Origin of the sequence: Paraburkholderia hiiakae, from assembly GCF_904848665.1 — a bacterium.
Lineage (GTDB): Bacteria > Pseudomonadota > Gammaproteobacteria > Burkholderiales > Burkholderiaceae > Paraburkholderia > Paraburkholderia hiiakae.
The window spans coordinates 71,206-94,984 of the sequence record NZ_CAJHCQ010000016.1 but is presented as its reverse complement, the minus strand read 5'-3'; the positions used below and the strand labels follow the sequence as shown (position 1 = coordinate 94,984).

The window sequence follows — 23,779 nt, the reverse complement described above, 5'->3', positions numbered from 1 at the left end:
TCGCATCATGAATCACGTCGCAACTCAGGCTTCCATGCAACATGTTCTCCTCACGCCCCACGAGGCCGCCGCCCACCTCACCCCCGAAGTCTGGCAGCGAGCGAACCGCATGCTGGTGCGCAAAGCCATTGCCGAATACGCGCACGAGTTGATCGTCGAGCCGCAGCGCGTGGGCGACGCCCCCGGCGAGCACGATGCCCGCTATGCGCTCGAATCCGACGACGGCACGCGCGTCTACACGTTCGATGCGCGCCTGCTCGCGCTGCGCCACTGGAGCATTCGCGCCGAAACGATCGTGTGTTCACAGGACGGCGCGCCGCAACCGCTCGACGCGCTCGCCTTCATTCTCGACGTGAAAGCGCGGCTTGGCATCAAGGAGGAAATGCTGCCCATTTACCTCGATGAAATCAGCAGTACGCTGTATGGGGCGGCCTACAAAGCCGTGAAGGATGGCCCGAACACACCCGAACTCCTGAACGCCGACTTCCAGGCGATTGAAACCGCGATGAGCGAGGGTCATCCCGGCTTTGTCGCCAACAATGGCAGGCTCGGCTTCGACGCGGGCGACTATCGCGCGTTCGCTCCCGAGGCAGGTTCGCCCATCCAGGTGGTCTGGCTCGCCGTGCACAAGGAGAACGCCGCGTTCCACAGCGCCGCCGACCTCGACTACGAACGGCTCATGGAAGAAGAGCTGGGCGCGGAGACCATCGCGCGCTTTCGCTTGACGGTCGAGGCGCGCGGCGTGGACTTCGCCGACTATCGGCTAATGCCGGCGCACCCGTGGCAGTGGTTCAACAAACTTTCGATCGCGTTTGCGAGCTATGTCGCGACCCATCGCATCATTTGCCTGGGTTTCGGCGACGACCGTTATCTGGCCCAGCAGTCGATCCGCACGTTCTTCAATCTCTCGGATCGTTCGAGACGTTATGTGAAAACCTCACTCTCGATTCTCAACATGGGCTTCATGCGCGGACTCTCGCCGTACTACATGTCGGGGACGCCCGCCATCAACGACTACATCAAGGGCCTGGTAGCGAGCGATCCGTATCTGCAGGACAAAGGATTCACTATCCTGCGTGAAGTGGCGTCCATCGGCTTTCGCAATCGCTATTACGAAGCTGCCGTACAGGTGGATAGCCCCTACAAGAAGATGTTTTCGGCCCTCTGGCGCGAGAATCCGCTCAACCTCGCGGGACAAGGCCAGCGGCTCATGAGCATGGCCGCGCTGCTGCATACGGACCGCCACGGCAAGGCGCTGCTGCCCGCGCTGATCGAGGCTTCAGGGCTCACGAAAGAGGCGTGGCTCGAGCGCTACATGGAGGCGTATCTCGCACCGCTCGTTCATTGCTTCTACGCGCACGATCTCGTGTTCATGCCGCACGGCGAGAATCTTATCCTCGTGCTCGAAAACCATGTGCCCGTGCGCGCGATCATGAAGGATATCGCCGAAGAATCAGCAATCCTCAACAAGGACGCGCAGCTTCCCGAAGACGTCAAGCGCCTCGCCGTGGACGTGCCCGAGCGCGTCAAGCTGCTCGCGATCTTCATCGACGTGTTCGACGGCTTTTTCCGCTATATGAATCAGGTACTCGTCGAGCACGGTTGCTGCACGGAAGACGTGTTCTGGAACACGGTGGCGCGCTGCGTCACGCGCTATCAGCAAGCGCATCCGCAACTGGCAGGCAAATACGCCGAATACGACCTCTTCGCGCCCGAGTTCCTGCACTCGTGCCTGAACCGTCTGCAACTGGGCAACAATCTGCAGATGGTCAATCTCGCCGATCCCGCGGGGAATCTGAAGATGGCGGGCAATCTGCGCAATCCGCTCGCGGGCAGGCGCGGTGCGCTGCAAGGCACCACGCACGCCAATGGCATGAGCGCAGAAGCGGTCGCAGCGTAAGCATGGCGGCGAACCGTGCGCTCGACGACATGCTGCGTCTCGCCGCGAGGCTCGTGCCGGGGTTGCGGGGCGTGGTGGCAGCGCGCCCTGCACAGGCAATCGTGCATACGCGCCCAGCGCCGGGCGGCGGCGAGTGCAATCGCGCCACTCTCGAAGCGATGCTTGGCTACTGGTCGCGCACCTACCCCGAGGCGGGCCGCCCCTACTGGTCGTCGCGCTGCTGGGGCATTTTGATCTGGCAACCGCTCTATTTGAGCGTGATCGGAGTGCATGCTTCGAGCGTGTCGTTGTCACTGCGTGACATTGCGCAGCCCATTGCCGAGGGCTGGACCCGTGAGGTCCACATACGCGATCACGATCCGGCGCAAGGCGACACGCGCGCGTTGATCGCTCACGCCGCACGCGAAATCGTCTCGTGCTGCGAACAGATGCACGACGAACTGATGCCGGTGATCCGTCTGAACCCGGCATCGGCGCGCGGCACGCAGGCCGACGTGGTGCTCGCCGCGCTCCTTGCGGCGCGCAAGGCGCGGCCCGAATGGAGCGACGCGCAGGTCGAGGGGCATGGGCGGCACTGGCTCGCGGCGCTCGGTCTGGAAGGCCACTCAGGCTATTTTCCGTTTTCGCGCACGGACGGCTCGAGCGTGCTCGCGCTCGAGCGCCGCACCTGCTGCTACCACTACCGCCGCCGCGACGGCGAACTCTGCAGTACCTGCCCGCGGCTCGAAAAGCATGAACGCATCGTGCGCCTGAACGCGCAACACGAAACAGGATGAAACCGATCGATGAACGATATCAGTGACCTCGCGCATCTCGCACTGCCGCCCGATACGGAGGAGGCAAACGGACAGTTGCCCGCGAGCGCCTATTTCGACGAGGGGCTGTTCGAGCGCGAGATGGCGCGTATCTTCGCGCATTCGGCGCTATATGTGGGCCACGAACAGTCGGTGCCCGAGCACGGCGACTGGCGGCACCTGCCGCAGGACGAAGGCGGCCGCGTGCTGGTGCGCGGCGAACACGGCGTGCAGTTGCTTTCGAACGTGTGCCGCCATCGGCAGGCGCTCATGCTGGGCGGCATGGCTGGCGACGTGGCGGCAAACAGCGGCGCACCCGCTCAAGGCAATCTTGCCGCGAGCGGCGGCAACATCGTGTGTCCCTTGCATCGCTGGACCTACGCCCCGGGCGGCGAACTGATCGGCGCGCCCGAGTTCGAGCGCAAACCCTGCCGCAATCTCGAACGCTTCGAACTCCGAAATTGTCGCGGGCTGCTCTATGAAGGTCCACGCGAGCCAGCGCGCGACATGGCGCAAGTGTTCGCGCGCCCCGAGTTCGACTTCTCCGGCTACGTGCTCGATCACGTCGAAACGCATACCTGCCGGTACAACTGGAAGACCTTTATCGAAGTCTATCTGGAGGATTATCACGTCGCGCCATTCCACCCCGGGCTCGGGCGCTTCGTGACGTGCGAAACGCTCGACTGGGAATTCGCCCATACGTACAGCATGCAGCGCGTGGGCGTGCATGCCGCGCTTGCGCAACCGGGTTCGGAAATCTATCGCGCATGGCACGACAAGCTGCTCGAGTATCGCGGCGGCGCGGCGCCCGAGTTCGGCGCCATCTGGCTCGCGTATTTCCCCACTCAGATGATCGAGCTATATCCGCACGTGCTCGTGATCTCGACGCTCTATCCGAAGAGTCCGCAGGAAACGCTCAACGTGGTGGAGTTCTATTATCCCGAGGAGATAGCGGCATTCGAGCGCGAATTCATCGAGGCGCAGCGCGCCGCGTATCTGGAAACGATGATCGAGGACGACGAGATCGCCGAGCGCATGGACGCGGGACGCCTGCGGCTGAACCGGCGCGGCATCAGCGACGCCGGGCCGTATCAGTCGCCGCTTGAAGACGGCATGCGGCATTTCCATGCGTGGTACCGGCGCGCCCTCGCGGGACCGCTCGGCTGAGCCATGCGAAACCGCGCAAAGCACGCGGTTTCGCGTCGGCACGGCGAATGAAACGCTTGCCGCCTTGCTCGCCCCATCAGGCGCTAGCCACTTCGCTCAAGCTGGGGTAATCCGTATAGCCTTGCGCGGCGCCCCCAAAAAAGCCGTTGCGATCCGCCGCGTTCATCGCCGCGTTGCGCTGCAGGCGGGTGACGAAATCCGGATTCGCCAGCACCATCTGACCGTAGGACTCCAGATCGGCGAGGCCCGTGGCCACATCGGCGCCGATCTGTTCGCGCGGGCGACCAGCTCGGTTCACAATCAACGCGCCCTTCCACAGCTTGCGAATGTCGGTCATCAGCGCCTCGTTGCCCTGATGCGCAATGTGCAGCCAGGCGAGGCCCAGCTTGTCGAGTTCGGCAACCAGGTAGCGGTAAAGATCGGGGCCTTGCGCGCCTTCATCGATACCCCACAGGGTCGTGCCAGGCGAGAGCCGGATGGCCGTGCGGTCCGCGCCGATTTCCCCGGCAATGGCAGCTGCGACTTCAAGCGCAAAACGGGCTCGATTTTCAAGCGAGCCACCGTATACATCAGTGCGCGTGTTGGCGCTCGGCGCGAAGAACTGCTGAACCAGATAGGCATTCGCACCGTGGATTTCGACACCGTCGGCGCCGGCATCGACTGCCCGGCGAGCCGCAGTGCGGAAATCCTGGACGGTCTGGCGGATTTCCTCGGTGGTCAGGGCGCGCGGCACAGGAATATCCTGCATGCCGCTGGCCGTGAACATGGCCGTGCCCGGCGCGATGGCGGAAGGCGCAACGCCCACGCGATGATGCCGCGTATTGTCGGGATGCGACATGCGGCCGGCGTGCATCAGCTGAATGAAGAGATGGCCGCCTCTCGCATGGACAGCCGACGTGACCTTTTTCCACCCGGCAACATGGGCGTCGCTATAAATGCCCGGAGTGGTGAGATAGCCCTGCCCATCTTCCGAAGGCTGCGTGCCTTCGGTGACGATCAATCCAACGCTCGCGCGCTGAGCGTAATACTCGGCGGCCAGTTCTCCGGGCGTGCCGTCGGCCTGTGCGCGCGAACGCGTCATGGGCGCCATGACCAGACGGTTTGACAGCGTGTAACGCCCAACGCGCACGGAATCGAAAAGCTTGCTCATGATGATCACCTCGACTGGTTTGGATGGGAGCATCATCGCCTGCTTCACGGTTGGGATAAATATGGTAATTTGGATATCATTGATCCATTGATGGAGCAGTCAAGGTGGAGCTACTGAACGACATGGCCTTGTTCGTGGAGGTCGTCAAAGCCAAGGGGTTTCGCAGTGCCGCAGACGCGATGGGTATGCCGAATTCCACCATCTCGCGCCGCATCAGCGGCCTGGAAAAAGCAATCGGCCTGCGCCTGCTGCACCGCACGACGCGCAAGATCGAGTTGACCGAAGCGGGCCAGATCTACTTCGAGCGCTGCAAGCGCATTGTCGACGAAGCCCGTCTCGCGCACGAGCAGCTAGGCGACATGGTCGCGCAGCCCAGCGGCGTGCTGCGGGCCTCGTTCCCGGTCGATTTCGCCGTCACCTACCTCGCGCCCTTGATCGCCGAATTCGCCGGTCTGTACCCCGCCATCTCCTTCGATTTCGAGCTGAATCCGCGGCGTGTCGATCTGGTGAGCGACCCGTTCGACGTGGCGATTCGCATGGGGGAGTCCGAAAGCTCGCAACTCATTGCGCGTCCGCTGGCGTCGCTCACGCCTAACCTGTATGCCTCGCCGGGCTATCTGAAGCGCGCGGGCGAACCAGGCAAACCGGCCGACCTGGAGCAGCACGAATGCCTGGGAATCCTAAAGGCCAACACATGGACCTTGCACGACGCCAAGCGCACGAGCACGGTTGCGGTGGGTGGACGGTTCACGCTCAACAGCGTCGGCATGATCCGCCGCCTCGCAACCCTCGATATGGGCATCGTGCTGTTGCCGGAAGAAGTCGTCGCCGACGAGGTGGCCGGTGGAACGTTGCGCCGGATTTTGCCGCAGTGGCATGGCACGCCCACGCCGGTCTACGCCATCACGGAAACGCGTCTGCTGCCGGCGAAGACGCAGCGCTTTATTGAGTTTCTTCGGGAGCGGCTTGCGCGTTAGTGCGCAGCCAAGGATGTATGACCGCTGGGGCATCCGCGAGCGGCGTTGTGGCCGCTCGCGGATACGGCACTACGGTTTAGAAGGCAACGTAGGCCGATGTCGCGACGCCTGAATTGCCGTCGGTGTTCGGATCGTAATTGACGTACACCGTGCGGCCATAGAAGAACGGCATGCCGAAATCGAAGCTGATCCCGGACATGGACCCGCCGATGTTCGCGTACGCGAAGCCACCGTCTTCGATCAGACTCACCGCGTTGCCGATACTCAGCCCAATCGATACGTTGGTGCCGTTGAACCCTGTGACGGAAGGTGTCCGCGAGACACTCGGTGTGGAGCAGTAAAAGCCGGGCGCACCGATGCACGACGGCAGCGCGCTGTCGAGGAAGAACAGCCCGTTCGAGCCGGTATCGAAGAATGCGCTCGTCACGCTCGTACCGCTCAGCGATGCACTTTGCACGTTGCCATAGTGGTCGGTGATGAGCTTCTGAATGCCGGAAGTCGGCAACGTGTTGTTCGATTCCGTGCCGATGCCGAACGTCAGGAACCCGGTCGCGCTCGTCGAACCCGACGACGTCACGGCCGGCATGTTCAAGATCGCGCCATTGTTGTCGGTCGTGAACATCCGGACCGGATTCGTCACTTGCTGCCCTTCCGCTACCCCCAGGTCCGTGCAGCTTGTCGAACTCCCCGATCCCGTGCATCCGTAATAGACGCCGTTCGGCGTGGTCGCGCAGCCATTGCCGCAGTCGAATTTCGCGGTGCCGATACCGAGAATGCCATGCGCGGCGATTGACGACGACGTGTCGTTGAGCGTGCCGACTGCACAGCTGTCGTTGGTACCGCCCGCTGCCGTTTGCGGCAGGTCACCCGTGACGTGGATGGGCACGCTCAAAGCCGTTTCACTGCCGATCGTCACATCCGCCGTGCGGACGGAGCCCCAGGCGTTGCCGTCTTCAAAACCGAAGCACTCGGCAACGGATTTGCCGTTCGCTGTCTCGACCGGCAATGCGGTCTGCATGTCGCTGTTCAGCGCATCGAGCGTGAGCCGCAACCCCGATGACCCCGTATCGACTTGAACGTTGTTGATTGTTTGGCAAATGTTCGTGCCGTGGGCGCAAACCGTGACGCTGACCGTCGGAATGTTCGGAACGTTCTTGTAGCCCGCCGCTACGGCCACAGCAACCTGGTTGCTCGCGAGCGCCGCGGGCAAGCTCGATACCGCGGCACCGGCAGTCAGTCCCGCGCTAACCGGGCTGTTGGAAGTACTGCCGGCGCTTGCGCCGCTCCCGCTCGTGCTCGCCGAGGAACTGCCCGATCCGCCACCGCCGCACCCCGCGACGAGAGCGACGGCCGCCGCCAAACCAAATGCAGCCAGCATCCGGGCCAGTTTTCCATTGATACTCAACATGGTTCGCCTTGTTCTCGTTCGTTATTGAATGTCGGTGGCGCTCACGCCAGTCGGCAACGATTGGGGCAGATAGGCCTGCCCGGAGAACGCTCCCATGTGGCCGCCGGAATGCACGACAAGACCGGGAAGCTCGACACTCAGCGGACCACGGCCAGGGTTTGCCGTGCGCTGCGCGACGCGGGCGCTGTCATATTGCGTGAAGTAGGTGCCGAGCAGAACGGGGAGATTCGGCATGATCGGCCCACTCCAGGCGATGCCGAATACCGTTCCGGCCGCCGAGGCGAACTCACGCACGACGGTGCCGGTGCCGAAAGTCGTTTGCGTCACCGTGTACGAAGCGGCGCTCGTGGTACCGGCGACGCCCGATTGAGCATGGACGACGGCCGCATTGACAGAACTGGAGACAGCTGACGCCGGCGCAGGCGTGGGCATGCCGCCGAGTTCAGCCGAGGCTGGTGCCGCCGCGCCCAGCGCGGCGCAACTCAACGTCGCATAAAGCGCGACGTGCAGGATCGGTTTCGACATCAGGAGAGAACTCTTTCTTGGTTGGCTTTATCGCGCACATCGGCGCAGGGTTGCCGTTGCTATCCTTGCGATAATCAACGGCGAAAATCGAACCATCACTTGACGCCAGGCGTCCGGAATACGAACCGGAACGCCCCGCGGCACAGACGGTCCGCGGCACGGTGTATCAATTCTCTATTCGTCTATTTTCTCAATGGCTCGCAATTGCCTTCAATCATTGAGCTTTAATTTTCCGAGGCGATTTTCACCTCGCCTATCCTGGCCGTTATCCTCGATCTGATAAACGCGCGTACGCACCGCGGGAAGCTCGGGGGGCTGCTGGGCGATTCCCCACGCACTCAACAAGCCGTCAAACGACGCACCGGCCGGCGCCATCCGCGGTTCCGGCAAAGGCACGCCGGTCGATCGGTAGCGCGCGGATCCTCGCGCACTCGCGCCCGTGTTGACGCGTTCGGCGGCGCCGTTGCGCATGGCGTAGCGAACGACATCGGAGGCTTCGCGCGAACTCATCAAGCCCGACGCAGTAATTTCGCTGACCGACGCACTTTCGCGTTGCGCCAACCAGCGCAGCAGCGTGAGCGCACTAACGTGAACCTTCATTACTGGCCTCTCCCGTCTTTGTCTTGTCCCTGTCCCCGGCGCAAATGAGGCGACGCGCCGGACGGATTTCGCAGTGTCTGCAATGCCATACGCTTATCCGCCCGCTGAAGTCGTGGCCGTGCCATCGGGCTTGATTGCGGCGGCGAAACTGAACAGCGGTGTGGGGAGCGCGCTCGCGAGGAGGGTGAACAGCGCGCGCAGGCGTGTGCTGCACGCGTAGACAGGCCATCTTGCATTGGTTTCAATCCCCGCAGGCGCGGGCGTACGCGGTAACCCCGGAGCGGCTGGCACGCCGCGTGTTTGCATTCATATTTATCTGCTCATCCGAGGGTATCGGCAACCTTCAGACGAATCTTTAGTGCAAACGATGAATTTATACCGGCCGCCTCTTTCGTAATCAAAACGAAGGCATTTGATATTCAATTGAATCAGCCACGCGAAGGCTCGGTGTGCCGCCCCACATGCGGCTGTGCGCAGCTCGTCACAATCGAGGCGGCCGCCCGGGCTAGCCGCGAATGATGCGCAACACATAAACGGCCAACAGGCGCTCCGAGGCGACTGTGACACTCAGGCGCAAGGGGTTCGAATGGAGGCGATTGCCATGCGCCCTTCACGCACTGATCAAATGTGGGGCCGCGCTACCTGCGCCACTCATCATGCACGCCAGACGCTTCGTACTGCTTGAAACCGATTCGACGGACGCGCAGCCTGGCTGTATCGGCCCTACGCCAACGCCCTGAGGGCCAGCCTGGCCCGCTGAAGCCCGCTCACGACGCCGGTGCGCGCCGCGCGAACAGGCGCTTCGTCAGGTCGAACGCAACCAGGTTGCCCGATACGACCAGCAAAAGGCCCACAACGGCAAGCAAAGACCACCGATACCCCTCGTAGACCGTCGAAACCGCCAGCGCCACGATCGGGAACAAGACTGTGCAATACGCAGCGCGCTCGGGCCCGATCCTGCCAACCAGCGTCAGGTAGGCCGTGAACCCGATCACCGAACCTGCCACGACGAGCCAGGCCAGCGCGCCGAGGTAGCGCGCATCCATGTCGAGCCTGAACTGCAATCCGGCCACGGCGCTGCCGGCGACGAGCACCGCAGTGCCGATCAGCATGGCCCAGCCATTCGTGACGAGCGGATTGAGCCCCATCGACTGCATGCGGCTGGACAGTAAATTGCCCGTGGAGAAACACAGCGTGCCGAGAAACGCCACTGCGAGGCCGAGCCACGCGGTTTGATCGCCGATATGGCCGGCCATCTGCTGCAGGAAAAGGCAAACGATTCCGATCAAACCCAATACGGCCCCGCCCACGACCATGGGTTGCAATGGCCGGCCCATGAAGATGCGCCCGTTGATCGAATTCAGGAGCGGCGAGGTCGAGAACACCACGGCGACAAGCCCGCTCGGCACGATGCTCTCGGCATAGTAAAAGCACAGGAAATTGAGGCAGAACAGCGCCAGCCCCTGGGCGACGAGATAGCGCCACGCCGCGCGCGGCGGCCATATGGGGCGGCGCATCACGGCCAGCAGCGCGAACACCAGAAGCGCCGCGAGCCCGAAACGCCAGGCGATCGAAACGGGCGCGGGCACGACGCCAAGCTGCCACTTGATAGCGATCCAGGTGGTGCCCCAGATCAGCACGGTCAGCACGTAAAGTAAAAGGTTCATTGCCGGAAAGGACCTCGAGTCGATGCCCCAACTATGGCGCACAGGAGCGGCGCAGACTTGTCCAGGATTGCGCATTTCTTGTTTGGGCCCGGGCGCGGCCGGTAAACAGCGGGGTGCGCGAGTATACTTTCAAACGCCATCTTGAAAACCCCCTTTGAAACCTCGCTTTGCAGCCCGCCGCCCCGACCATGAACGCCCAGGTGTCGCTTCCCGCGCCCGCGCCCGCCGACACGCCGTTTGGGCTGCAGTCGGTGTGCCGCACGCTGAGCGCAGCCAATGCGACGCTGGAGCGCTTTGCCTGGCTCGGCGACCAGTTTGCTGCCGCCGTCTGGACGCGCGAAACGCGCGAGGCCGAGACTGTCTACGATCGGCCGGGCCATCACACGCTGTCGTGCTATCTCGACGGCGGCTACCGCACGGAGCGGCAGAAATTGCCCGGCGTTTATGGCGCGCCAAGCCGGCTCTGCGCGCTTCCCGGCGACCATGAATCGCGCTGGTGGGTGCGTGGCCACATGCATTTCATGCACCTGTATTTCCTGCCCGAGCACTTCACGCAGCGCGCGGTGCGCGAACTCGACCGGGAACCGCGCGAACTCACGCTGGCCGACCGCACGTATTTCGAAGACGACCGGATTGCCGTGCTCTGCCAGGCGCTGGCCAACGAGAACTGGGCCGATCCAGAGGGGCTCCTGCGCAGCAACGAAACGGCGCACGACGTGCTGAGCCTGCTGCTGCGCAGCCAGGGCGTACGACGCCCGGGCGCGGCCCTCAAGGGCGGACTCGCGGTGGCGACGCGGCGACGCCTGCGCGACTATATCGACGCCCACCTGGGCGAGGCACTGACGCTCGGCGCCCTGGCCGATGTGGCGTGCCTTTCCGAATACCATCTCGCGCGCATGTTCCGCGCTTCGTTCGGGCAGCCGCCGCATGCATGGATTGCGGCTCAGCGACTCGAGCGCGCCCGCCTCCTGTTGCGCGCGACCGCCCTGCCACTCGCGCAGATTGCAGCAGAGTGCGGGTACGCGAACGCGAGCCACTTCAGCCATCGCTTTCGCGAAGCGTTCGACGCCGCGCCGAACGCATATCGTCAAGCATTCCTGAAGTAGTCTTATGCTCCTCGATCCCGCCGTGCGTGGCTCCATGTTTTGATGCGCCGCTGGGTCTTGTCGCTGCTGCAGGGCCTCCCTATCGTGACGTCATGCCCCCGACGTTCACCGAAAAGAGGCCGCCGTGTTCCGAACCCTCGTCGAACATACTTCGCGTTTTAGCGCCATTTTTCCCTTTTCGACCGCTCTGCCCTCGATCTTGCGCGGCGGCGCTATTCTCGTCGCGGCCGTGATGGCACTACTGCTTGCGCTCATGTTCGCCCCGAGCAGCACCCGCGCCAATCTCGCGCTGTGCCTTGCATCGCAGTCCGAATCACATTCGGAACACGGCAAAACGGATTCGCACGCTGCCACGTCACTCGCCATCCAGCAATGCATTGACTAAACGTCATGCTCAGCTAGCAAAAATCCCACGCATCGCAGAGGCTTTGTCACAATGGGCGGTACGCGCCAGCAAGCAGGCGCATTCCCCGAAGGAGATTGTGATGACGGAGCTTGTGACTTGCCTGTGGTTCGATGAAGGGCGCGCGCGCGAAGCGGCGGAGTTCTACGCCGCAACGTTTCCGGACAGCCATGTCGTGGCGGCCCATGTTTCCCCCATACCGGGTATCGGCGCGGGGGCGGAACTGCTGGTCGAATTCACGGTGCTCGGCCGCCGCTTCGCAGGCCTGAACGGTGGCCCCAACTTCAAGGCGAATCAAGCCGTGAGCTTCATGGTTGAGACCCACAGTCAGGAAGAGACCGACCGCTACTGGAACGCCATCGTTAGCAACGGCGGCGAGGAGTCGGACTGCGGCTGGTGCAAGGACCGCTGGGGGTTTTCGTGGCAGATCACGCCAAAGCGTCTGCTCGAATGCGTCTTCGGCGCCGATCGCGAAGCGGGCAAGCGCGCGATGGACGCGATGATGCAAATGCGCAAGATCGACATCGCCGCGATCGAGCGCGCCGTCGCAGCGAAGTAAGCGGCACGTCGTACACCACGGTTGCCAGGCAGTCGCAACATAGCTGGCACGCAGATGGCGGCGACATGGCGTGCGCGTCATTTCAGGCGCATAAACCGCTAACCATGCCGCGAGCAGGGAACGATACCTGCGTGATGCTCTCGTACGCACATGGGCGGCGGCGCAGTTCGTGACTCGCCGCCCTGCCATTCATCGAGCGGCTGGCGTCGGCCTGAGCGGCGCCTTTCGCGATGCTTGCGAGGGCACCATGGAGTCTCGCCAGGGACGTTCGATCGAGGTCGATTTTTTCCGCGGCGTCGTGCTGATCGTGATCGTGCTCGATCACATTCCGGGCAGCGCCTTGTCGCATGTGATGTTGCACGCTTACGCGCTGTGCGACTCCGCCGAGGTGTTCGTGTTTCTCGGCGGCTATGCGTCGGCTGCGGCGTGGCTGGCCGTGCGCGCGCACCGTGGCGCGAGCGCTGCGCAAAGGCGGTTCCTGCGGCGCAGTTGGGAAATCTACCGCGCCTATCTGCTGACCGCCCTGCTCACGCTGGTCTCGGGCGCGATACTCGCGCTCTTGCACCTGAACCCTACCGCCGCCGATCTGAGCGGCTGGGCGTCGTTCGCCACGCATCCCGTGTGCGAGACCTTCCACGTCGTGGTGCTCGCACGCCAGCCCTATCTGTCGAGCGTGCTGCCGATGTATGTCATATTTGCGCTGTGCGTGCCCGCGGTGGTGCCCTTTGCCCGCCACGCGCCGCTCTCTACGCTCATCTGCAGTTTGCTGCTCTGGGCCTTCGCGCCGCTGCTCGCTGCGCTCATCGGCGCGAGCACGTTCGCGAACTGGCCATTCGACCCGTTTGCGTGGCAGTTGATGTTCGTATTCGGCATGCTCTGCCGGCTGCACCCGGTTTCGCCCGGTTTCAAGACTTCGGAAACCGCGCGCTGGCTGGTGCGATTCGCGTTCGCCGCCGTGGTGCTGTTCGCGTCGGTTAAATGGTTCGTTCTGACTCAACCCATGCCTGGAGACATGAAACAGCATCTCGCCTTCGCGCGCGTCGTCAACTTCATCGGCATTGCCATGGTGGCGGCGTATTTCGTTCATCGCGGGACCATCGCGCAGATCGCCGCGCGCCTGCCCGCCGTCGTGACCGTTGGCCGCACGGGGCTTGTGTGTTTCGTCGGCGGCACGCTGATCTCGGTGATCGTCGACACCGCCACGCCTCACGCGCTGCACGGCGCGGCGGCACTTGGCGCGGCGCTCGCTGGCGACATCGTCGCGATCGGCGCGACGCTCTTGCTCGCCAAGGCTTGGCGCGGCATGCTCGGCCGCCAGAAGGAGAAGGTCCGCGCGAGCGTCAACGGAGCCGGCTGCGGATGATACGACGGGGCAAGCGCGCACTCGAATCCCTCAAAGCGATCGCCGTCGTCACGCTCATCGTTAGCGGCCACGCTTTCGCCCAGCACACGCCTACGCTGCCGCTGCACTGCGTCGACCTTGCCGGCGCGCTGCTGCCGCCCGCGAGCATCGGCTTGCCCACCAACGGTGCGCTCGTGCAGAGCGCCGCGATGATCCCCGCGACCGCCACTGGCAATCTCAACGGCGACTTCTGCCGCTTGACCGGCGTGATACGCGCCCAGAGCGCCGGCACGCCGGACATCCGCTTCGAAGTGAACCTGCCGAGCCGCTGGAACGGCCGCGCGCTGCAATTCGGCGGTGGCGGCTACAGCGGCGTCGTCGTGACGGGAACCGGCCCGATGCCCTTCTCGCCCGATCGCGCACCGCTCGCGCGCGGCTATGCGACCTTCGGCGACGACTCCGGTCACAACGGCACGTCGTCGGAGGCAAACTTCGGACTGCTTGAAGAAGCCGTGATGAACTTCGGTTACGCGCATTTGAAGAAGGCGCATGACGTTGCGCTCGCACTGATCACGCTCGGCTACGGTCGGCCGCCGGAACACATGTATTTCGCCGGCGGCTCGACGGGTGGCCGCGAAGGTTACACCGTGATCCAGCGCTATCCCGATGACTACGACGGCGTGATTGCGAATTCTCCCGCCCTGAACTTTTCCGGCGTGCGCTTGATAGGCGTCGTGGTGGGCCAGCGCGAATACCGCACGCCGGGTGGCTATCTTTCGCCGCAACTCCTGGAGCACGTGTACGCACGCGTGATGCAGGTGTGCGATGCCCTCGACGGTGCGGCGGACGGCATCATCAGCGACGTGGAGGGCTGCCGCGCGAAAGAGCCGGAGATCATCGACTCGCTGCGTTGCCCCTCCCAGGATCAGCCAGATCGCCAGTATGCCGACGCAGACGACTGCCTCGCGCCGCCGCAGATCGCGACGCTGGAAAGCCTGCGCGACGGCCTGCGCCTGCCCTATCCGCTAGCCTGGAACGCGGACAGCTATCGCGGCTACAACGTCTTCCAGGGTACGCGCTTCACGAGCATGCTGGGCCTCGCGCATTCGCCGCAGCGGTTGACTCAACTGGGTTTCGTGACCAATGGCTACCTGTACGCGCAGGGCGATGCCTACCTCAAGTATTTCATCACGCACGACCCGACTTTCGATTCGACGAACTTCGACGTGATGCATCCCGGCCGCTACCGGGAGCGGCTTTTCACGCTGTCGACTACGATCGGCGCGATGAATCCGGACGTTTCGCGCTACATAGCGAGAGGCGGCAAGCTGATCACCTTGCAGGGACTCGCCGACGAGGTCATCAGCCCGAACCAGACGATCGCGTATTTTCAGGGGCTGATCGGGCGCTATGGCGAAGAGCGCGTGGACAGTTTCATGCGGCTTTACATGGTGCCGGGTTACCAGCACGGCAATGGCGTGTTCATTCCATCCGTGGATCTGCTCGGTGCGCTCGACGACTGGGTCACGCACGGCAGCGCGCCGCAAACGCTGTTCGTGACCGACATTGCGCAGGCCACGAACGGCCGCACGCGGCCGCTGTGCCGCTACCCGGCGTTCCCGCGCTATTTAGGCCGTGGCAATCTGAATCTCGCGGCAAATTTCACGTGCGTGATGCCATAGCGAGCAACACGGGACGATGCGCGCTACGCGTTATGCGCCCGGCGCGCGGCACGCTGCGGCAGCACCACGATGCAGCCGACGATAAAGATCACCAGCAGCACGGATGCATACAGCCGGCTGAAGTGCAGGCCGCCATCGGCTACCGGCTTGTCGAGCAGGTCACCCAGCGTCGCGCCTAACGGACGCGTGAGCACGAACGCGAACCAGAAGAGCGCCGTGCGCGAAACGCGCGGCCACAACCACAGCAGGCCTACGATAACGAGGCTTGCGCCAAAGATCGCGGCGCCGAATTCGTAGCCCACGCCAAGGCCGCCACGGTCCTCGCCCGCCACCCAGTCGCCCAGCGCCGTGCCGAGCGTTTGCGAAAACAGGATCGTAGTCCAGTAAAACCACTCGACGCGCGGCGTCGCGACGCTCTCGATCGAAACCGTGCCTTCTACGCGATACCAGATCGCGAGACTGGCCACGAGCAGCAGCAGAATGATCGACACGCCGCCGGGATAGCCCACACCGAGCGAACGGTCGCAAAAGTCGGCGAGCGTCGTACCGAGCGTGGTCGTGGCGACGATGGTCGCCCAATAGAGCCACGGGTAGAAGCGCCGTGCCCGAATCTGCGCCGACACGAGCACGACGAAGCACGCGCAGAAAATGAGCGTGCCGACCAGATAGCCCAGATTGAGCGACATCGTCACCCAGTCGCCGCCGGTTTCGCCGAGCGTGGTGCAAGCAATCTTGATAATCCAGAAGCCGAGCGTTACGGCGGGGACTTTGCTGACCGCTTCGTCGATGAAATTTCGCGTGGTGATCGACATGAATACTCCTTGCGCCACATGAGGGGCGGAACGATATAGCCGTGGACTATATGCTGCCGTTGCTTAACTAAGCCTTAACCACGACTCAATACGCGAAAGGCGCGGACCATGACTTGCGCATAAGCAAGCTCTAAGGTTCGCTGCGTAGTCTGGGCACATGCGTCGTGATGATCGGACGGCGCAATGTTGAGCGGTTGCACAAACGGTTCGCACGCTTCGTCAATTACTCAGCAATCCGAATCTATTTTTATTGAATGGAGTCAGTCTCGTGAAATTCATACTTGCTACCGCTATTGTCTCGCTCGGCGTTGTCCTGTCCCCCGCCGCCTTCGCACAGAATGCCGAAACCCCCTCACAGGCCACGCAGATACAGCAACCGGCAAACCCGCAGCACACCGGCACACAGCGCGCCGACGACTCCGGGTATGGAATGGAAAGCTCGGGCACCTCAAACGTCTCTAGCGCGCAAACGTCGCGCCATGCCGTTCTCATGTCACACGAGGGTCGCAACGATCTGTTCGCGCATCATTGATGCGTGAACAGATCGCCGCTATGGCCTGAAGCGCGGCGCATTCGTGTTTTCACCCTCCGCCGCGCCGCTTGTCCCGCGCCAGCTCGTTCGGTGGCATGGTGTCGCTTTCCTGCAGGGGGTCACCGGCAAGCCGGCGCTTGGCGGCCTGATCGCTGGCGATATTCGGCGTATCCCCTTCTACATCGTATTCGGCGGCAATCTGTTTTTCGGCGCGGCTCCAGTATTCGTCTGCCCGGCCTTCGGGCGCGCCGTCGTCCTCCCAAAGCTGATAGGCGCGTCGCCGGATGCGCTCTTCCCGTTCGTCATTCATGGTCATTCCTCCGATGTGCGCGCGCGAGCAGCGTTGCAACCGGCTAGCCCCGGATGTGGTTTGCGCGCTGCTTATGCAGCCAGCAAACACGGTGCCCGCTGCGTGCGTCATACTCACGCCACTGTCATCGAATCCCTGTTGAGGAAGATCGCTCATGAGCGACACGAACACGCTACGGCCCTTCGCTTTTGTTCTTGCCGTTCAGGACCTCGATCGCAATACCGTGTACTTTCGCGACGTGCTCGGTTTCCGCGTGGAGTGGGCCGACGCGACCGACTGGCGCATCGTCGTGCGGGGCGGCGTGCGTATCATGCTCGGCCACTGCCCCGATGCGCTGTCCCCAACGGCCACGGGCGATCACAGCTATTTCGGCTATCTGGAAGTCGACGACGTGAACGCGCTGCACGACGAAATCGTCCAGAAGGGGGCCATCGTCCTGCAGCCCCCAGTCGATCGTCCGTACGGCATGCGCGAATGCACCGTGGCCACGCCGGATGGCCATCGGTTCGTGGTGGGTCAATCCATTGCTTGAGCGACGCCCGGTCGAAAGCGTTTCATAACATCCGCGCGTTCAATCAACGCGACAAGGCGAAGCCCATGCGCGCAGCCCAGCGGTGCTGGTTGTAATCGAGAAGATCCTCGCCATAGCCGTTGAAATAGCCGACCCAGAAGTAGCCGCCCCAGGCATTGCCGAACAGCTTGGCAAGCGGGTATGTGAATTGCGCATCGACGCTGCCATACCACGATTTCGTGCCCTTTCTCAGCGTGGTCGCCAGTTGCCAGCCATCCGGGCTGCCGTACTTGATCAGCAAATCGACGTATCCGCGATAGTCGGCAATATTCGAGTTCTCCCCTGCAATGTGCGTGTACCCATAGATCTTCGGTGCGATGGTGAGGTGATTCGCATTGATGTCGCCGAAGTCCCAGATCGGCTTCACGTAAAAATAATCGAGGCCGCGAGACTCAGGTCCGTCTTCTCCGTTCGAATCGTGCTCGTAGCCCGCCTCGATCCCCATGCGGGTGAACCATTTCGACCGCCAACCGGTGTCCTCGAGGTAATAGAACAGCGCCGGCATGTAGCTCGTATCGCGGAACGGCGCGGAATACTCGTTGATGTCCCACAGGGAGGTTTGCGTATACGCGAAATAAAGGTTGTCGACGAAACCTCGCGAGCGCGGATCGTCCGGCAACACAAAGCGGAATTTGAAGCTGACCTGGAATTTCGCGAGATCCGAGTCGTTAGACGCAAAGCCGTCCGCGAAATAATTCGGTTGGTAGAACGAAAAGCGGCCCACGAGGAAGGTGGTCAAATCGGGCACGAGCGAATTCGAAGGCTTCACAGTCGAGGGCGGCATTTGCGCGGCGAGCGACTCGTTGCCCGCCATCGGCCCTTCGGCAGGCACGATGGCGAGCGGAGTGGATGCGGGCGCAACCGCCGCTGGCGCGGGCGCCGGTGCCGGCGTGGCCGCATTCGCCGTGGCTTCGCGCGGCTTGCGCGTGAGCAGGACGATCGAAGGCGAAACGTCCACGCCCGGCACGTCTACTCTCACGGCGCCGCGCGCCCACTCGGGCCACGGCGCGCTATAGCTTACCGCCTTCAATTCGCCGGCCGCGAGCCGCACGTGCTCGGGCGCGCCGGAATCGCGTGTGAGCAGCACGGCTCTTGGCAACTGCTCGCCATTGGTGAGCGTAATGCTCAACGTGCGGGGCACGTCGACCGAGGTGCCGGAAGGCGCGTCGCCGGTATAGACGATCGTCACCACGAGCGGCTCGTCGGACCTGGCTTCGCGCGGCGGCCGCGTGATCGACACAGCCGCATGGCTCGCCGGCACATAGCCCGCGAGCGTGGCCGCGGCCAGCGCCAGGCAAGCCAGCCTTCCCCATGGCAGCCGGTCGCTCTGTTCGGAACGGGAAACGGATTCCCTGCAAGATGCAATTCGATTCGCCACGTTGCCTCCTTGTATCGCCAGAATGATTCGCCGCGCAGCGAATCCAGCCGATGCTTTTCTACGAGTGAAGCGTGGTGCTTTCGGGAATCGTGCCCTATTCCCTGTTACAGACAGGCCGCCAAGATTGAATTGTTTACTTGCGCTGCCAAGATCAAAACGGTTCGTTCCGGGTCGCCGGCAATGATCGGCGAACGCTTTTCGCGAGGACTGACAATGAAACCTGCCCTGCTTGCACTAGCCCCGCTCGGCGCTTCTACATGCTGGGCGCAGGCCAGCGCTCCGACTGCGTCGTGGCATCAGCATCACGCTGAACCCGTCGACGACCGCGTGAAACAATTGCATGCCGAACTGAAGATTACTCCCGCCGAAGCGGATAAGTGGGCGAAAGTGGCCGACGTGATGCGTAATAACGCCAAAACGATCGACGACCTGATCCAGCAGCGGCACGACAACGCGCAACAGCAAACCGCAGTGGAGAACCTTCAATCGTGGAACGAGATCGCCCAGGCGAATGCCGAAGGCAGCAAGGCGATGCTCGATGCCTTCTCGGCGCTGTACGCGGACATGCCCGATCCGCAGAAGAAACTTGCGGACGCCCCTTTCCGGCCCGCTGAAGCGCACACGAAATAACCAGCCCAGAGCAGCGGCAATGCGCGCTCGCGACGATGATGAAACTCCGTGTGTCGAAGTTTGCATTCATTTATATCGCGGCGACGCTGTGCGCGATGCAAACCGCCCAGGCGCACGTGAACGTCAATGTGGGCATTGGCATCGGCATTCCGGGGGCGTTCTACGCGCCGCCGCCCGTTTTCTTCATGCCTCCCGCGCCCTTGTGGCCGCCTCCTGTCGTGTATTCGCGACACGGCTTTTCTCCGTGGCACCATCCTCCGCATTTCACGGGTCCGCGACACGTCCGGCATCGGGGACCGCCGCCACCGCGCTGGCGCTAGAGGCGCCCCTACATGATTACGCGGCAAACAAAAAAGCCACGGCTAGCGAAAGCCGTGGCTTGCCTTACCCCTTAGTCTGCATCAGGCGCCGAGCGCGGGATCGCTATAGCTCGGACGCCCCGTTTCGACGTGGCCCGCAATGCGGCGCACGAAGGTCGAATCGCTATCGACCGTGATCGTCAGGTCGTACCAACCGTGCGCGTTGCGCAGGTCGAGATAGAGCTGCTCGGTGTCGCCGCCGGGCACGATGCGCTGGATCTTCGTGCTCGGGTCATACGCGTTGACGATCGTGAACTGGCAACGCGCGCCGCCCCTGTTCTCGAGGCGCAGTTGCAGGTTGCCGTTCGCCACGTCGTAGCCCTCGGCCACTTCGGGACGCGCCGTTGCGTTGCCGCCGAACCAGCCCGACTTGACCTGCGTGCCCGCGAAACGGCGCAGAAAGCCGTTCGGTCCATGCACGCTGAAGTCGTACGCGCCGGTGGCGCCAATCGCGAGCTTGTCCTGCAGATGCTTGCCGGCTTCGACCGTATAGGTGCGCGGCGCATCGGCGCTGTCCGCCGTGTAGACGAGAAACACCGCGCCGGCGCGGCCCGAATTGACGAAGCGCGCGGCGACGTCGCCCGACCCGGCATTCGCATCGAAGCGCACGAACAACTCATACGGCAGCGCGCGCGCGTTGCGCACGCCCGCTTCCTGCTTCGGCACGCTGCCCACGACCGGCGGGACCGGCACGTAGCTGGGATGACGGATATTGTCGGGCGGTGCATAGCCTGCCGTGGAAGGCAGCGCGGGAATCGCCGCGTTAGGCGTGGCGAAGTTGAATGCCGACGTGAGGTCGCCACACACGGTGCGGCGCCACGGCGTGATATTCGGCTCGCGCAGATCGTGATGCAGACCGAAGCGCTTCTCGATGAAGCGGATCACGGAAGTATGGTCGAACGTTTCCGAGCAAACCCAACCGCCGCGCGACCACGGCGAGACCACGAGCATCGGCACGCGTGGCCCGAGGCCATACGGGCCCGCGGCGTACGTGCTGCTGCCCGGGAAAATTTCGTTGGTGGTGTCGACGGTCGACAGGCCGTTCGCGCTCGAGGCCGGCGGGAACGGCGGCGCGAGGTGATCGAAGAAGCCGTCGTTCTCGTCGTAATTCACGAGCAGCACGGTCTTGCTCCACAGGTCCGGGTTCGACGTGAGAATCTGCAGCACCTGATCGACGTACCATGCGCCATAGTTCGCGGGCCAGTTCGGATGTTCCGAATACGCCTCCGGCGCAACGATCCACGAGACCTGCGGCAGTGCGTTGTTCGCCACGTCCTGCTTCAGCACATCGAAATAGCCGCCGCCGGCGAGCACGTTCGTGCCCGTGCGAGCGCGGTCGTAGAGCGGATTGCCGGGCTGCGCGTTCTGGTACTGATGGAAGTACAGCAGCGAATTGTCGCCGTAGTTGCCGATGTACGGGTTATCGCCCGTCCAGCCCCACGAGCCCTTGGCGTCGAGGCCTTCGCCGATGTCCTGGTAGATCTTCCACGTAATGCCCGCGTTTTGCAGCACCTCGGGATACGTGGACCAGCCGTAGCCGGCTTCCGCGTTGTCGACCACCGGGCCGCCACCGCTGCCGTCGTTGCCCACCCAGCCCGTCCACATGTAGTAGCGGTTCGGGTCCGTCGAGGTCAGCGTCGAGCAGTGGTACGCGTCGCAGATCGTGAAGGCGTCGGCAAGTTGATAGTGGAACGGGATGTCGTCGCGCGTGAGGTACGCCATCGTCGTCGTGCCCTTGGCAGGCACCCACTGGTCGTAGCGGCCGCCGTTCCATGCCGCGTGCGTGGTGGGCCAGTCGTGCGGCAGATCCTGCAGGAACTGCAGGCCCAGGTTGGCCGCCGTGGGATGGAACGGCAGCACTTCGCCCGCACCGGCCGCGAGCGGCTGGTTCCATACGGGCTTGCCGTTGGGCAGCGTGATCGTGCGCGTGTCGCCGAAGCCGCGCACGCCGCGCAGCGTGCCGAAGTAATGGTCGAACGAACGGTTCTCCTGCATGAGGATCACGATGTGCTCGACATCGCGGATGCTCCCCGTGCGATTGTTCGCGGGAATCGCAAGCGCGTTGCGAATGCCCTGCGGCAGCATCGTCAGGGCGGTGGCCGAACCGGCGCTCATCGCGGCGGTGCGGAGAAAGTCACGGCGGCTTCTCGATGTCATCTTGTGATTTCCATCTTCAGGTTGAGAAAGGCACGCACGGCACGCCGCCTTGACGGGCGGCAGGCGACAACGCCGCGCGGCCGGGTACGTCAATCGGCGGTGTGGATGACGGGTGTGACGAGCGGTTCGATCTGTGCGGCCTGTGCGTCTTGCGCGCTCCCGCCGGCGGGCGGTCTGGCCGGCGAGCGCACGGCATTCGCGGGCAATGCCTCGTCGACGTTTGCCGCACTGTTTGCACTATCTGGGAGAGTCGATGCGACCGGATCCGACGCCAGCGTGAATGCGTTGGCAAGCGGCGGGCTCGGCGGTTGGCCACCTGGCTGCGCTTGCGCGAGTTCGCGTGTGGCGTTCGTGGTGAGCGCGGCGCGCGTGTCGCTATCGCGTGCACTGCAAGCGCCAAGCGCACAAAGCGCGGCGGTGCATGCAAGCAGCATGGCGGAGGCACGCATCGTCGCGAATGCAGCGGGCAGGCTCAAACGTTTGCGCGGCGCGCTTTTCATTGGCAAGCGCGCCGGCGCGGATTCGACCGTCATCGAAGTCTCCGTCCAGATAGAGGCACAACAACGGCTCGAGGAGCGGCCCGAGCGGGGCCTCGCGCGCAACGCATGGAACATGCGCAGGCAGCGGCGAGGCAACGCCGAAGCATAGCGAAGCCGCTTTTAAGTTTTGTGACGGTGCGTGGCGCCGCTCGAATGGCGGCGCAGGCGGATTAGCCCGGCGCGTTGCGGATCTGCAGTTCCGCGTAGCCGGTCGAGGCATCGAGTTCGCGCGAGAAGCGATGGCCGGGCAGCAGCACCAGCAGCAGTTCGGCCGTGGTGCGAACCGTGCAGCCGCGCGCGACGTGGCCGCCGAACACGCTGCCTTGCGCGTCGGAAACCGACATGTGCAGGTGGGCGCCATCGGGCGACACGGAGCCCGTGAGCGTGAGTATTTCGAGGTCGCCGCGCAATTCAGTCGGCGTTTCGGCTCCAGCGAATCGCAACTGCGCGACGCTCAGGCTGCCGACGCCCTGGACGACGAACGCCGCATGCGAGGCGTGCTGGCTCAGCAAGCCTTCGACCGCGACGCGCAGGTCGTCGCCGGGAGACAGCCGTACGGGATGGATTTGCATGCTGGGCTCGGGGTCGTCGCGGGGTCGTCACATTCGGCACAGGTTAGGCCGGGACGACGAATGAGGCAAGTCGCACCCTGTGCAACGGCCCGCTCGAAGCGGACCGCCCTTGCACTCGCCCCTTCAATCACCCATCAGTGATGCGCGTAGGTCGAACCAAAGCCGGGAATGGCGTGCTCAGGCGCACCCGCTGCCGACGAACCATTCGCCACGCCGCCGAACGCCGATGCCACCGCGCCGTCCTGCGCACTCACCTTCGCTTCGGCCGCCTCGATGTGCTGCGGATAGTCGTTGTAGTCGGCAGCCGGGTTGTAGCCGGCCTTTTCGAGCTGCACCAGTTCGGCGCGGACCTGAGCGCGCGTGAGCGGCTCGGCCGACTGCGCGAAGGAGACAACGGGAACAGCGACAACAGCGGCAACGATCAGCGACTTGATGAGTTTCATGGTGTCCACCTGTAAGCAATGATTGGGTTCGGACCACGATTGCGTGGCTCGTGCGTCCAGTCTTTTCGATGTCCGCCTTGCGACGTCGCTGACTGGCATGGGTGTATTTGAACCCCCGCACGTATCCCGCTTGTTTCCCGAACCCCCGCTTTTGCAAGCCTCCGTGTCCATTGCGGCGGTGGATACACAACGATAC

At 63.5% G+C, this 23,779-nt stretch carries 23 protein-coding genes; 11 read left to right on the top strand and 12 right to left on the bottom strand.

The window, feature by feature from the left end:
* Positions 1–7 precede the first annotated feature (7 nt).
* Genes JMY28_RS26730 through JMY28_RS26720 form a run of 3 tightly spaced genes read left to right on the top strand, consistent with a single transcriptional unit; the run spans position 8 to position 3,861 of the window.
* A complete protein-coding gene (locus JMY28_RS26730; protein ID WP_407945542.1) occupies positions 8–1,900 on the top strand; it encodes an IucA/IucC family protein in 1,893 nt (630 codons plus the stop codon).
* A gap of 2 nt (positions 1,901–1,902) precedes the next feature.
* Entirely contained in the window at positions 1,903–2,676 is a 774-nt protein-coding gene (locus JMY28_RS26725; RefSeq protein ID WP_201698905.1) for a siderophore ferric iron reductase, read from the top strand.
* A gap of 9 nt (positions 2,677–2,685) precedes the next feature.
* Entirely contained in the window at positions 2,686–3,861 is a 1,176-nt protein-coding gene (locus JMY28_RS26720) for an aromatic ring-hydroxylating oxygenase subunit alpha (RefSeq protein ID WP_201698904.1), read from the top strand.
* A gap of 76 nt (positions 3,862–3,937) precedes the next feature.
* On the opposite strand, the gene JMY28_RS26715 is transcribed toward JMY28_RS26720, so the two are convergent.
* Complete coding sequence (locus JMY28_RS26715; protein ID WP_201698903.1) at positions 3,938–5,011, bottom strand: alkene reductase; 1,074 nt, start codon at positions 5,009–5,011, stop codon at positions 3,938–3,940.
* A 104-nt stretch (positions 5,012–5,115) separates the two neighbouring features.
* Between JMY28_RS26715 and JMY28_RS26710 the strand changes: the two genes are divergently transcribed.
* A complete protein-coding gene (locus tag JMY28_RS26710) occupies positions 5,116–5,988 on the top strand; it encodes a LysR family transcriptional regulator (protein WP_201698902.1) in 873 nt (290 codons plus the stop codon).
* Between the two features lie 76 nt (positions 5,989–6,064).
* Here JMY28_RS26710 and JMY28_RS26705 read toward each other — a convergent pair whose 3' ends face one another.
* The 4 genes from JMY28_RS26705 to JMY28_RS26690 form a co-directional block, all read right to left on the bottom strand.
* Positions 6,065–7,396, bottom strand: a complete 1,332-nt coding sequence (locus JMY28_RS26705) for a DUF3443 family protein (RefSeq protein ID WP_201698901.1) — start codon at positions 7,394–7,396, stop codon at positions 6,065–6,067.
* A gap of 21 nt (positions 7,397–7,417) precedes the next feature.
* Positions 7,418–7,921, bottom strand: coding sequence for a DUF2844 domain-containing protein (locus JMY28_RS26700; RefSeq protein WP_201698900.1), 504 nt, complete (start codon positions 7,919–7,921; stop codon positions 7,418–7,420).
* Positions 7,922–8,131: 210 nt separating this feature from the next.
* A complete protein-coding gene (locus tag JMY28_RS26695) occupies positions 8,132–8,521 on the bottom strand; it encodes a hypothetical protein (RefSeq protein WP_201698899.1) in 390 nt (129 codons plus the stop codon).
* A gap of 767 nt (positions 8,522–9,288) precedes the next feature.
* Positions 9,289–10,188 carry a DMT family transporter gene (locus tag JMY28_RS26690; protein ID WP_201698898.1) on the bottom strand — a complete coding sequence of 300 codons (900 nt, stop codon included), beginning with the start codon at positions 10,186–10,188 and terminating at the stop codon, positions 9,289–9,291.
* A gap of 188 nt (positions 10,189–10,376) precedes the next feature.
* On the opposite strand from JMY28_RS26690, the gene JMY28_RS26685 reads away from it, so the two are divergent.
* From JMY28_RS26685 to JMY28_RS26670, 4 genes are all read left to right on the top strand, one after another.
* Positions 10,377–11,294 (top strand): AraC family transcriptional regulator, encoded by a 918-nt coding sequence (locus tag JMY28_RS26685; protein WP_201698897.1) that lies wholly within the window; start codon positions 10,377–10,379, stop codon positions 11,292–11,294.
* Between the two features lie 485 nt (positions 11,295–11,779).
* Positions 11,780–12,256 carry a VOC family protein gene (locus tag JMY28_RS26680; protein ID WP_201698896.1) on the top strand — a complete coding sequence of 159 codons (477 nt, stop codon included), beginning with the start codon at positions 11,780–11,782 and terminating at the stop codon, positions 12,254–12,256.
* A 247-nt stretch (positions 12,257–12,503) separates the two neighbouring features.
* Positions 12,504–13,619: an OpgC domain-containing protein gene (locus tag JMY28_RS26675; protein WP_201698895.1), complete on the top strand. Its 1,116-nt coding sequence runs from the start codon at positions 12,504–12,506 to the stop codon at positions 13,617–13,619.
* Positions 13,616–15,280 (top strand): tannase/feruloyl esterase family alpha/beta hydrolase, encoded by a 1,665-nt coding sequence (locus JMY28_RS26670; protein WP_201698894.1) that lies wholly within the window; start codon positions 13,616–13,618, stop codon positions 15,278–15,280. The genes JMY28_RS26675 and JMY28_RS26670 overlap by 4 nt, the downstream gene beginning before the upstream one ends.
* 23 nt (positions 15,281–15,303) lie before the next feature.
* Here the strand turns inward: JMY28_RS26670 and JMY28_RS26665 are convergent, their stop codons facing one another.
* Both JMY28_RS26665 and JMY28_RS26660 read right to left on the bottom strand, forming a co-directional pair.
* A complete protein-coding gene (locus tag JMY28_RS26665; protein WP_201698893.1) occupies positions 15,304–16,092 on the bottom strand; it encodes a COG4705 family protein in 789 nt (262 codons plus the stop codon).
* Between the two features lie 581 nt (positions 16,093–16,673).
* Positions 16,674–16,934: a DUF2934 domain-containing protein gene (locus JMY28_RS26660; protein ID WP_201698892.1), complete on the bottom strand. Its 261-nt coding sequence runs from the start codon at positions 16,932–16,934 to the stop codon at positions 16,674–16,676.
* A 154-nt stretch (positions 16,935–17,088) separates the two neighbouring features.
* Here JMY28_RS26660 and JMY28_RS26655 point away from each other — a divergent pair, with 154 nt between their 5' ends.
* Entirely contained in the window at positions 17,089–17,466 is a 378-nt protein-coding gene (locus JMY28_RS26655) for a VOC family protein (RefSeq protein ID WP_201698891.1), read from the top strand.
* A gap of 43 nt (positions 17,467–17,509) precedes the next feature.
* On the opposite strand, the gene JMY28_RS26650 is transcribed toward JMY28_RS26655, so the two are convergent.
* Positions 17,510–18,883 (bottom strand): phospholipase A, encoded by a 1,374-nt coding sequence (locus JMY28_RS26650; RefSeq protein ID WP_201698890.1) that lies wholly within the window; start codon positions 18,881–18,883, stop codon positions 17,510–17,512.
* 180 nt (positions 18,884–19,063) lie between these two features.
* Between JMY28_RS26650 and JMY28_RS26645 the strand changes: the two genes are divergently transcribed.
* Both JMY28_RS26645 and JMY28_RS26640 read left to right on the top strand, forming a co-directional pair.
* Positions 19,064–19,513: a Spy/CpxP family protein refolding chaperone gene (locus JMY28_RS26645; protein WP_201698889.1), complete on the top strand. Its 450-nt coding sequence runs from the start codon at positions 19,064–19,066 to the stop codon at positions 19,511–19,513.
* 50 nt (positions 19,514–19,563) lie between these two features.
* Positions 19,564–19,833 carry a hypothetical protein gene (locus tag JMY28_RS26640; RefSeq protein WP_201698888.1) on the top strand — a complete coding sequence of 90 codons (270 nt, stop codon included), beginning with the start codon at positions 19,564–19,566 and terminating at the stop codon, positions 19,831–19,833.
* Positions 19,834–19,914: 81 nt separating this feature from the next.
* On the opposite strand, the gene JMY28_RS26635 is transcribed toward JMY28_RS26640, so the two are convergent.
* The 4 genes from JMY28_RS26635 to JMY28_RS26620 all read right to left on the bottom strand — a co-directional run bounded on the left by JMY28_RS26635 (position 19,915) and on the right by JMY28_RS26620 (position 23,583).
* Entirely contained in the window at positions 19,915–22,029 is a 2,115-nt protein-coding gene (locus JMY28_RS26635) for a phosphocholine-specific phospholipase C (protein ID WP_201698887.1), read from the bottom strand.
* An 89-nt stretch (positions 22,030–22,118) separates the two neighbouring features.
* Positions 22,119–22,562, bottom strand: coding sequence for a hypothetical protein (locus tag JMY28_RS26630; RefSeq protein WP_201698886.1), 444 nt, complete (start codon positions 22,560–22,562; stop codon positions 22,119–22,121).
* A 176-nt stretch (positions 22,563–22,738) separates the two neighbouring features.
* The gene (locus JMY28_RS26625; RefSeq protein ID WP_201698885.1) at positions 22,739–23,140 is read right to left on the bottom strand and encodes a PPC domain-containing DNA-binding protein; all 402 of its coding nucleotides are present in this window, start codon (positions 23,138–23,140) and stop codon (positions 22,739–22,741) included.
* Positions 23,141–23,274: 134 nt separating this feature from the next.
* Positions 23,275–23,583, bottom strand: coding sequence for a DUF4148 domain-containing protein (locus JMY28_RS26620; RefSeq protein ID WP_201698884.1), 309 nt, complete (start codon positions 23,581–23,583; stop codon positions 23,275–23,277).
* Between the last annotated feature and the right edge of the window lie 196 nt (positions 23,584–23,779).

What these genes read in the sequence shown, in the direction of transcription:
- JMY28_RS26730 (WP_407945542.1), top strand. Translation starts at nt 8, where the DNA reads ATGAATCACGTCGCAACTCAGGCTTCCATGCAACATGTTCTCCTCACG.
- JMY28_RS26725 (WP_201698905.1), top strand. Translation starts at nt 1,903, where the DNA reads ATGGCGGCGAACCGTGCGCTCGACGACATGCTGCGTCTCGCCGCGAGG.
- JMY28_RS26720 (WP_201698904.1), top strand. Translation starts at nt 2,686, where the DNA reads ATGAACGATATCAGTGACCTCGCGCATCTCGCACTGCCGCCCGATACG.
- JMY28_RS26715 (WP_201698903.1), bottom strand. Translation starts at nt 5,011, where the DNA reads ATGAGCAAGCTTTTCGATTCCGTGCGCGTTGGGCGTTACACGCTGTCA.
- JMY28_RS26705 (WP_201698901.1), bottom strand. Translation starts at nt 7,396, where the DNA reads ATGTTGAGTATCAATGGAAAACTGGCCCGGATGCTGGCTGCATTTGGT.
- JMY28_RS26700 (WP_201698900.1), bottom strand. Translation starts at nt 7,921, where the DNA reads ATGTCGAAACCGATCCTGCACGTCGCGCTTTATGCGACGTTGAGTTGC.
- JMY28_RS26695 (WP_201698899.1), bottom strand. Translation starts at nt 8,521, where the DNA reads ATGAAGGTTCACGTTAGTGCGCTCACGCTGCTGCGCTGGTTGGCGCAA.
- JMY28_RS26690 (WP_201698898.1), bottom strand. Translation starts at nt 10,188, where the DNA reads ATGAACCTTTTACTTTACGTGCTGACCGTGCTGATCTGGGGCACCACC.
- JMY28_RS26685 (WP_201698897.1), top strand. Translation starts at nt 10,377, where the DNA reads ATGAACGCCCAGGTGTCGCTTCCCGCGCCCGCGCCCGCCGACACGCCG.
- JMY28_RS26680 (WP_201698896.1), top strand. Translation starts at nt 11,780, where the DNA reads ATGACGGAGCTTGTGACTTGCCTGTGGTTCGATGAAGGGCGCGCGCGC.
- JMY28_RS26675 (WP_201698895.1), top strand. Translation starts at nt 12,504, where the DNA reads ATGGAGTCTCGCCAGGGACGTTCGATCGAGGTCGATTTTTTCCGCGGC.
- JMY28_RS26670 (WP_201698894.1), top strand. Translation starts at nt 13,616, where the DNA reads ATGATACGACGGGGCAAGCGCGCACTCGAATCCCTCAAAGCGATCGCC.
- JMY28_RS26665 (WP_201698893.1), bottom strand. Translation starts at nt 16,092, where the DNA reads ATGTCGATCACCACGCGAAATTTCATCGACGAAGCGGTCAGCAAAGTC.
- JMY28_RS26660 (WP_201698892.1), bottom strand. Translation starts at nt 16,934, where the DNA reads ATGAATGACGAACGGGAAGAGCGCATCCGGCGACGCGCCTATCAGCTT.
- JMY28_RS26655 (WP_201698891.1), top strand. Translation starts at nt 17,089, where the DNA reads ATGAGCGACACGAACACGCTACGGCCCTTCGCTTTTGTTCTTGCCGTT.
- JMY28_RS26645 (WP_201698889.1), top strand. Translation starts at nt 19,064, where the DNA reads ATGATCGGCGAACGCTTTTCGCGAGGACTGACAATGAAACCTGCCCTG.
- JMY28_RS26635 (WP_201698887.1), bottom strand. Translation starts at nt 22,029, where the DNA reads ATGACATCGAGAAGCCGCCGTGACTTTCTCCGCACCGCCGCGATGAGC.
- JMY28_RS26630 (WP_201698886.1), bottom strand. Translation starts at nt 22,562, where the DNA reads ATGACGGTCGAATCCGCGCCGGCGCGCTTGCCAATGAAAAGCGCGCCG.
- JMY28_RS26625 (WP_201698885.1), bottom strand. Translation starts at nt 23,140, where the DNA reads ATGCAAATCCATCCCGTACGGCTGTCTCCCGGCGACGACCTGCGCGTC.
- JMY28_RS26620 (WP_201698884.1), bottom strand. Translation starts at nt 23,583, where the DNA reads ATGAAACTCATCAAGTCGCTGATCGTTGCCGCTGTTGTCGCTGTTCCC.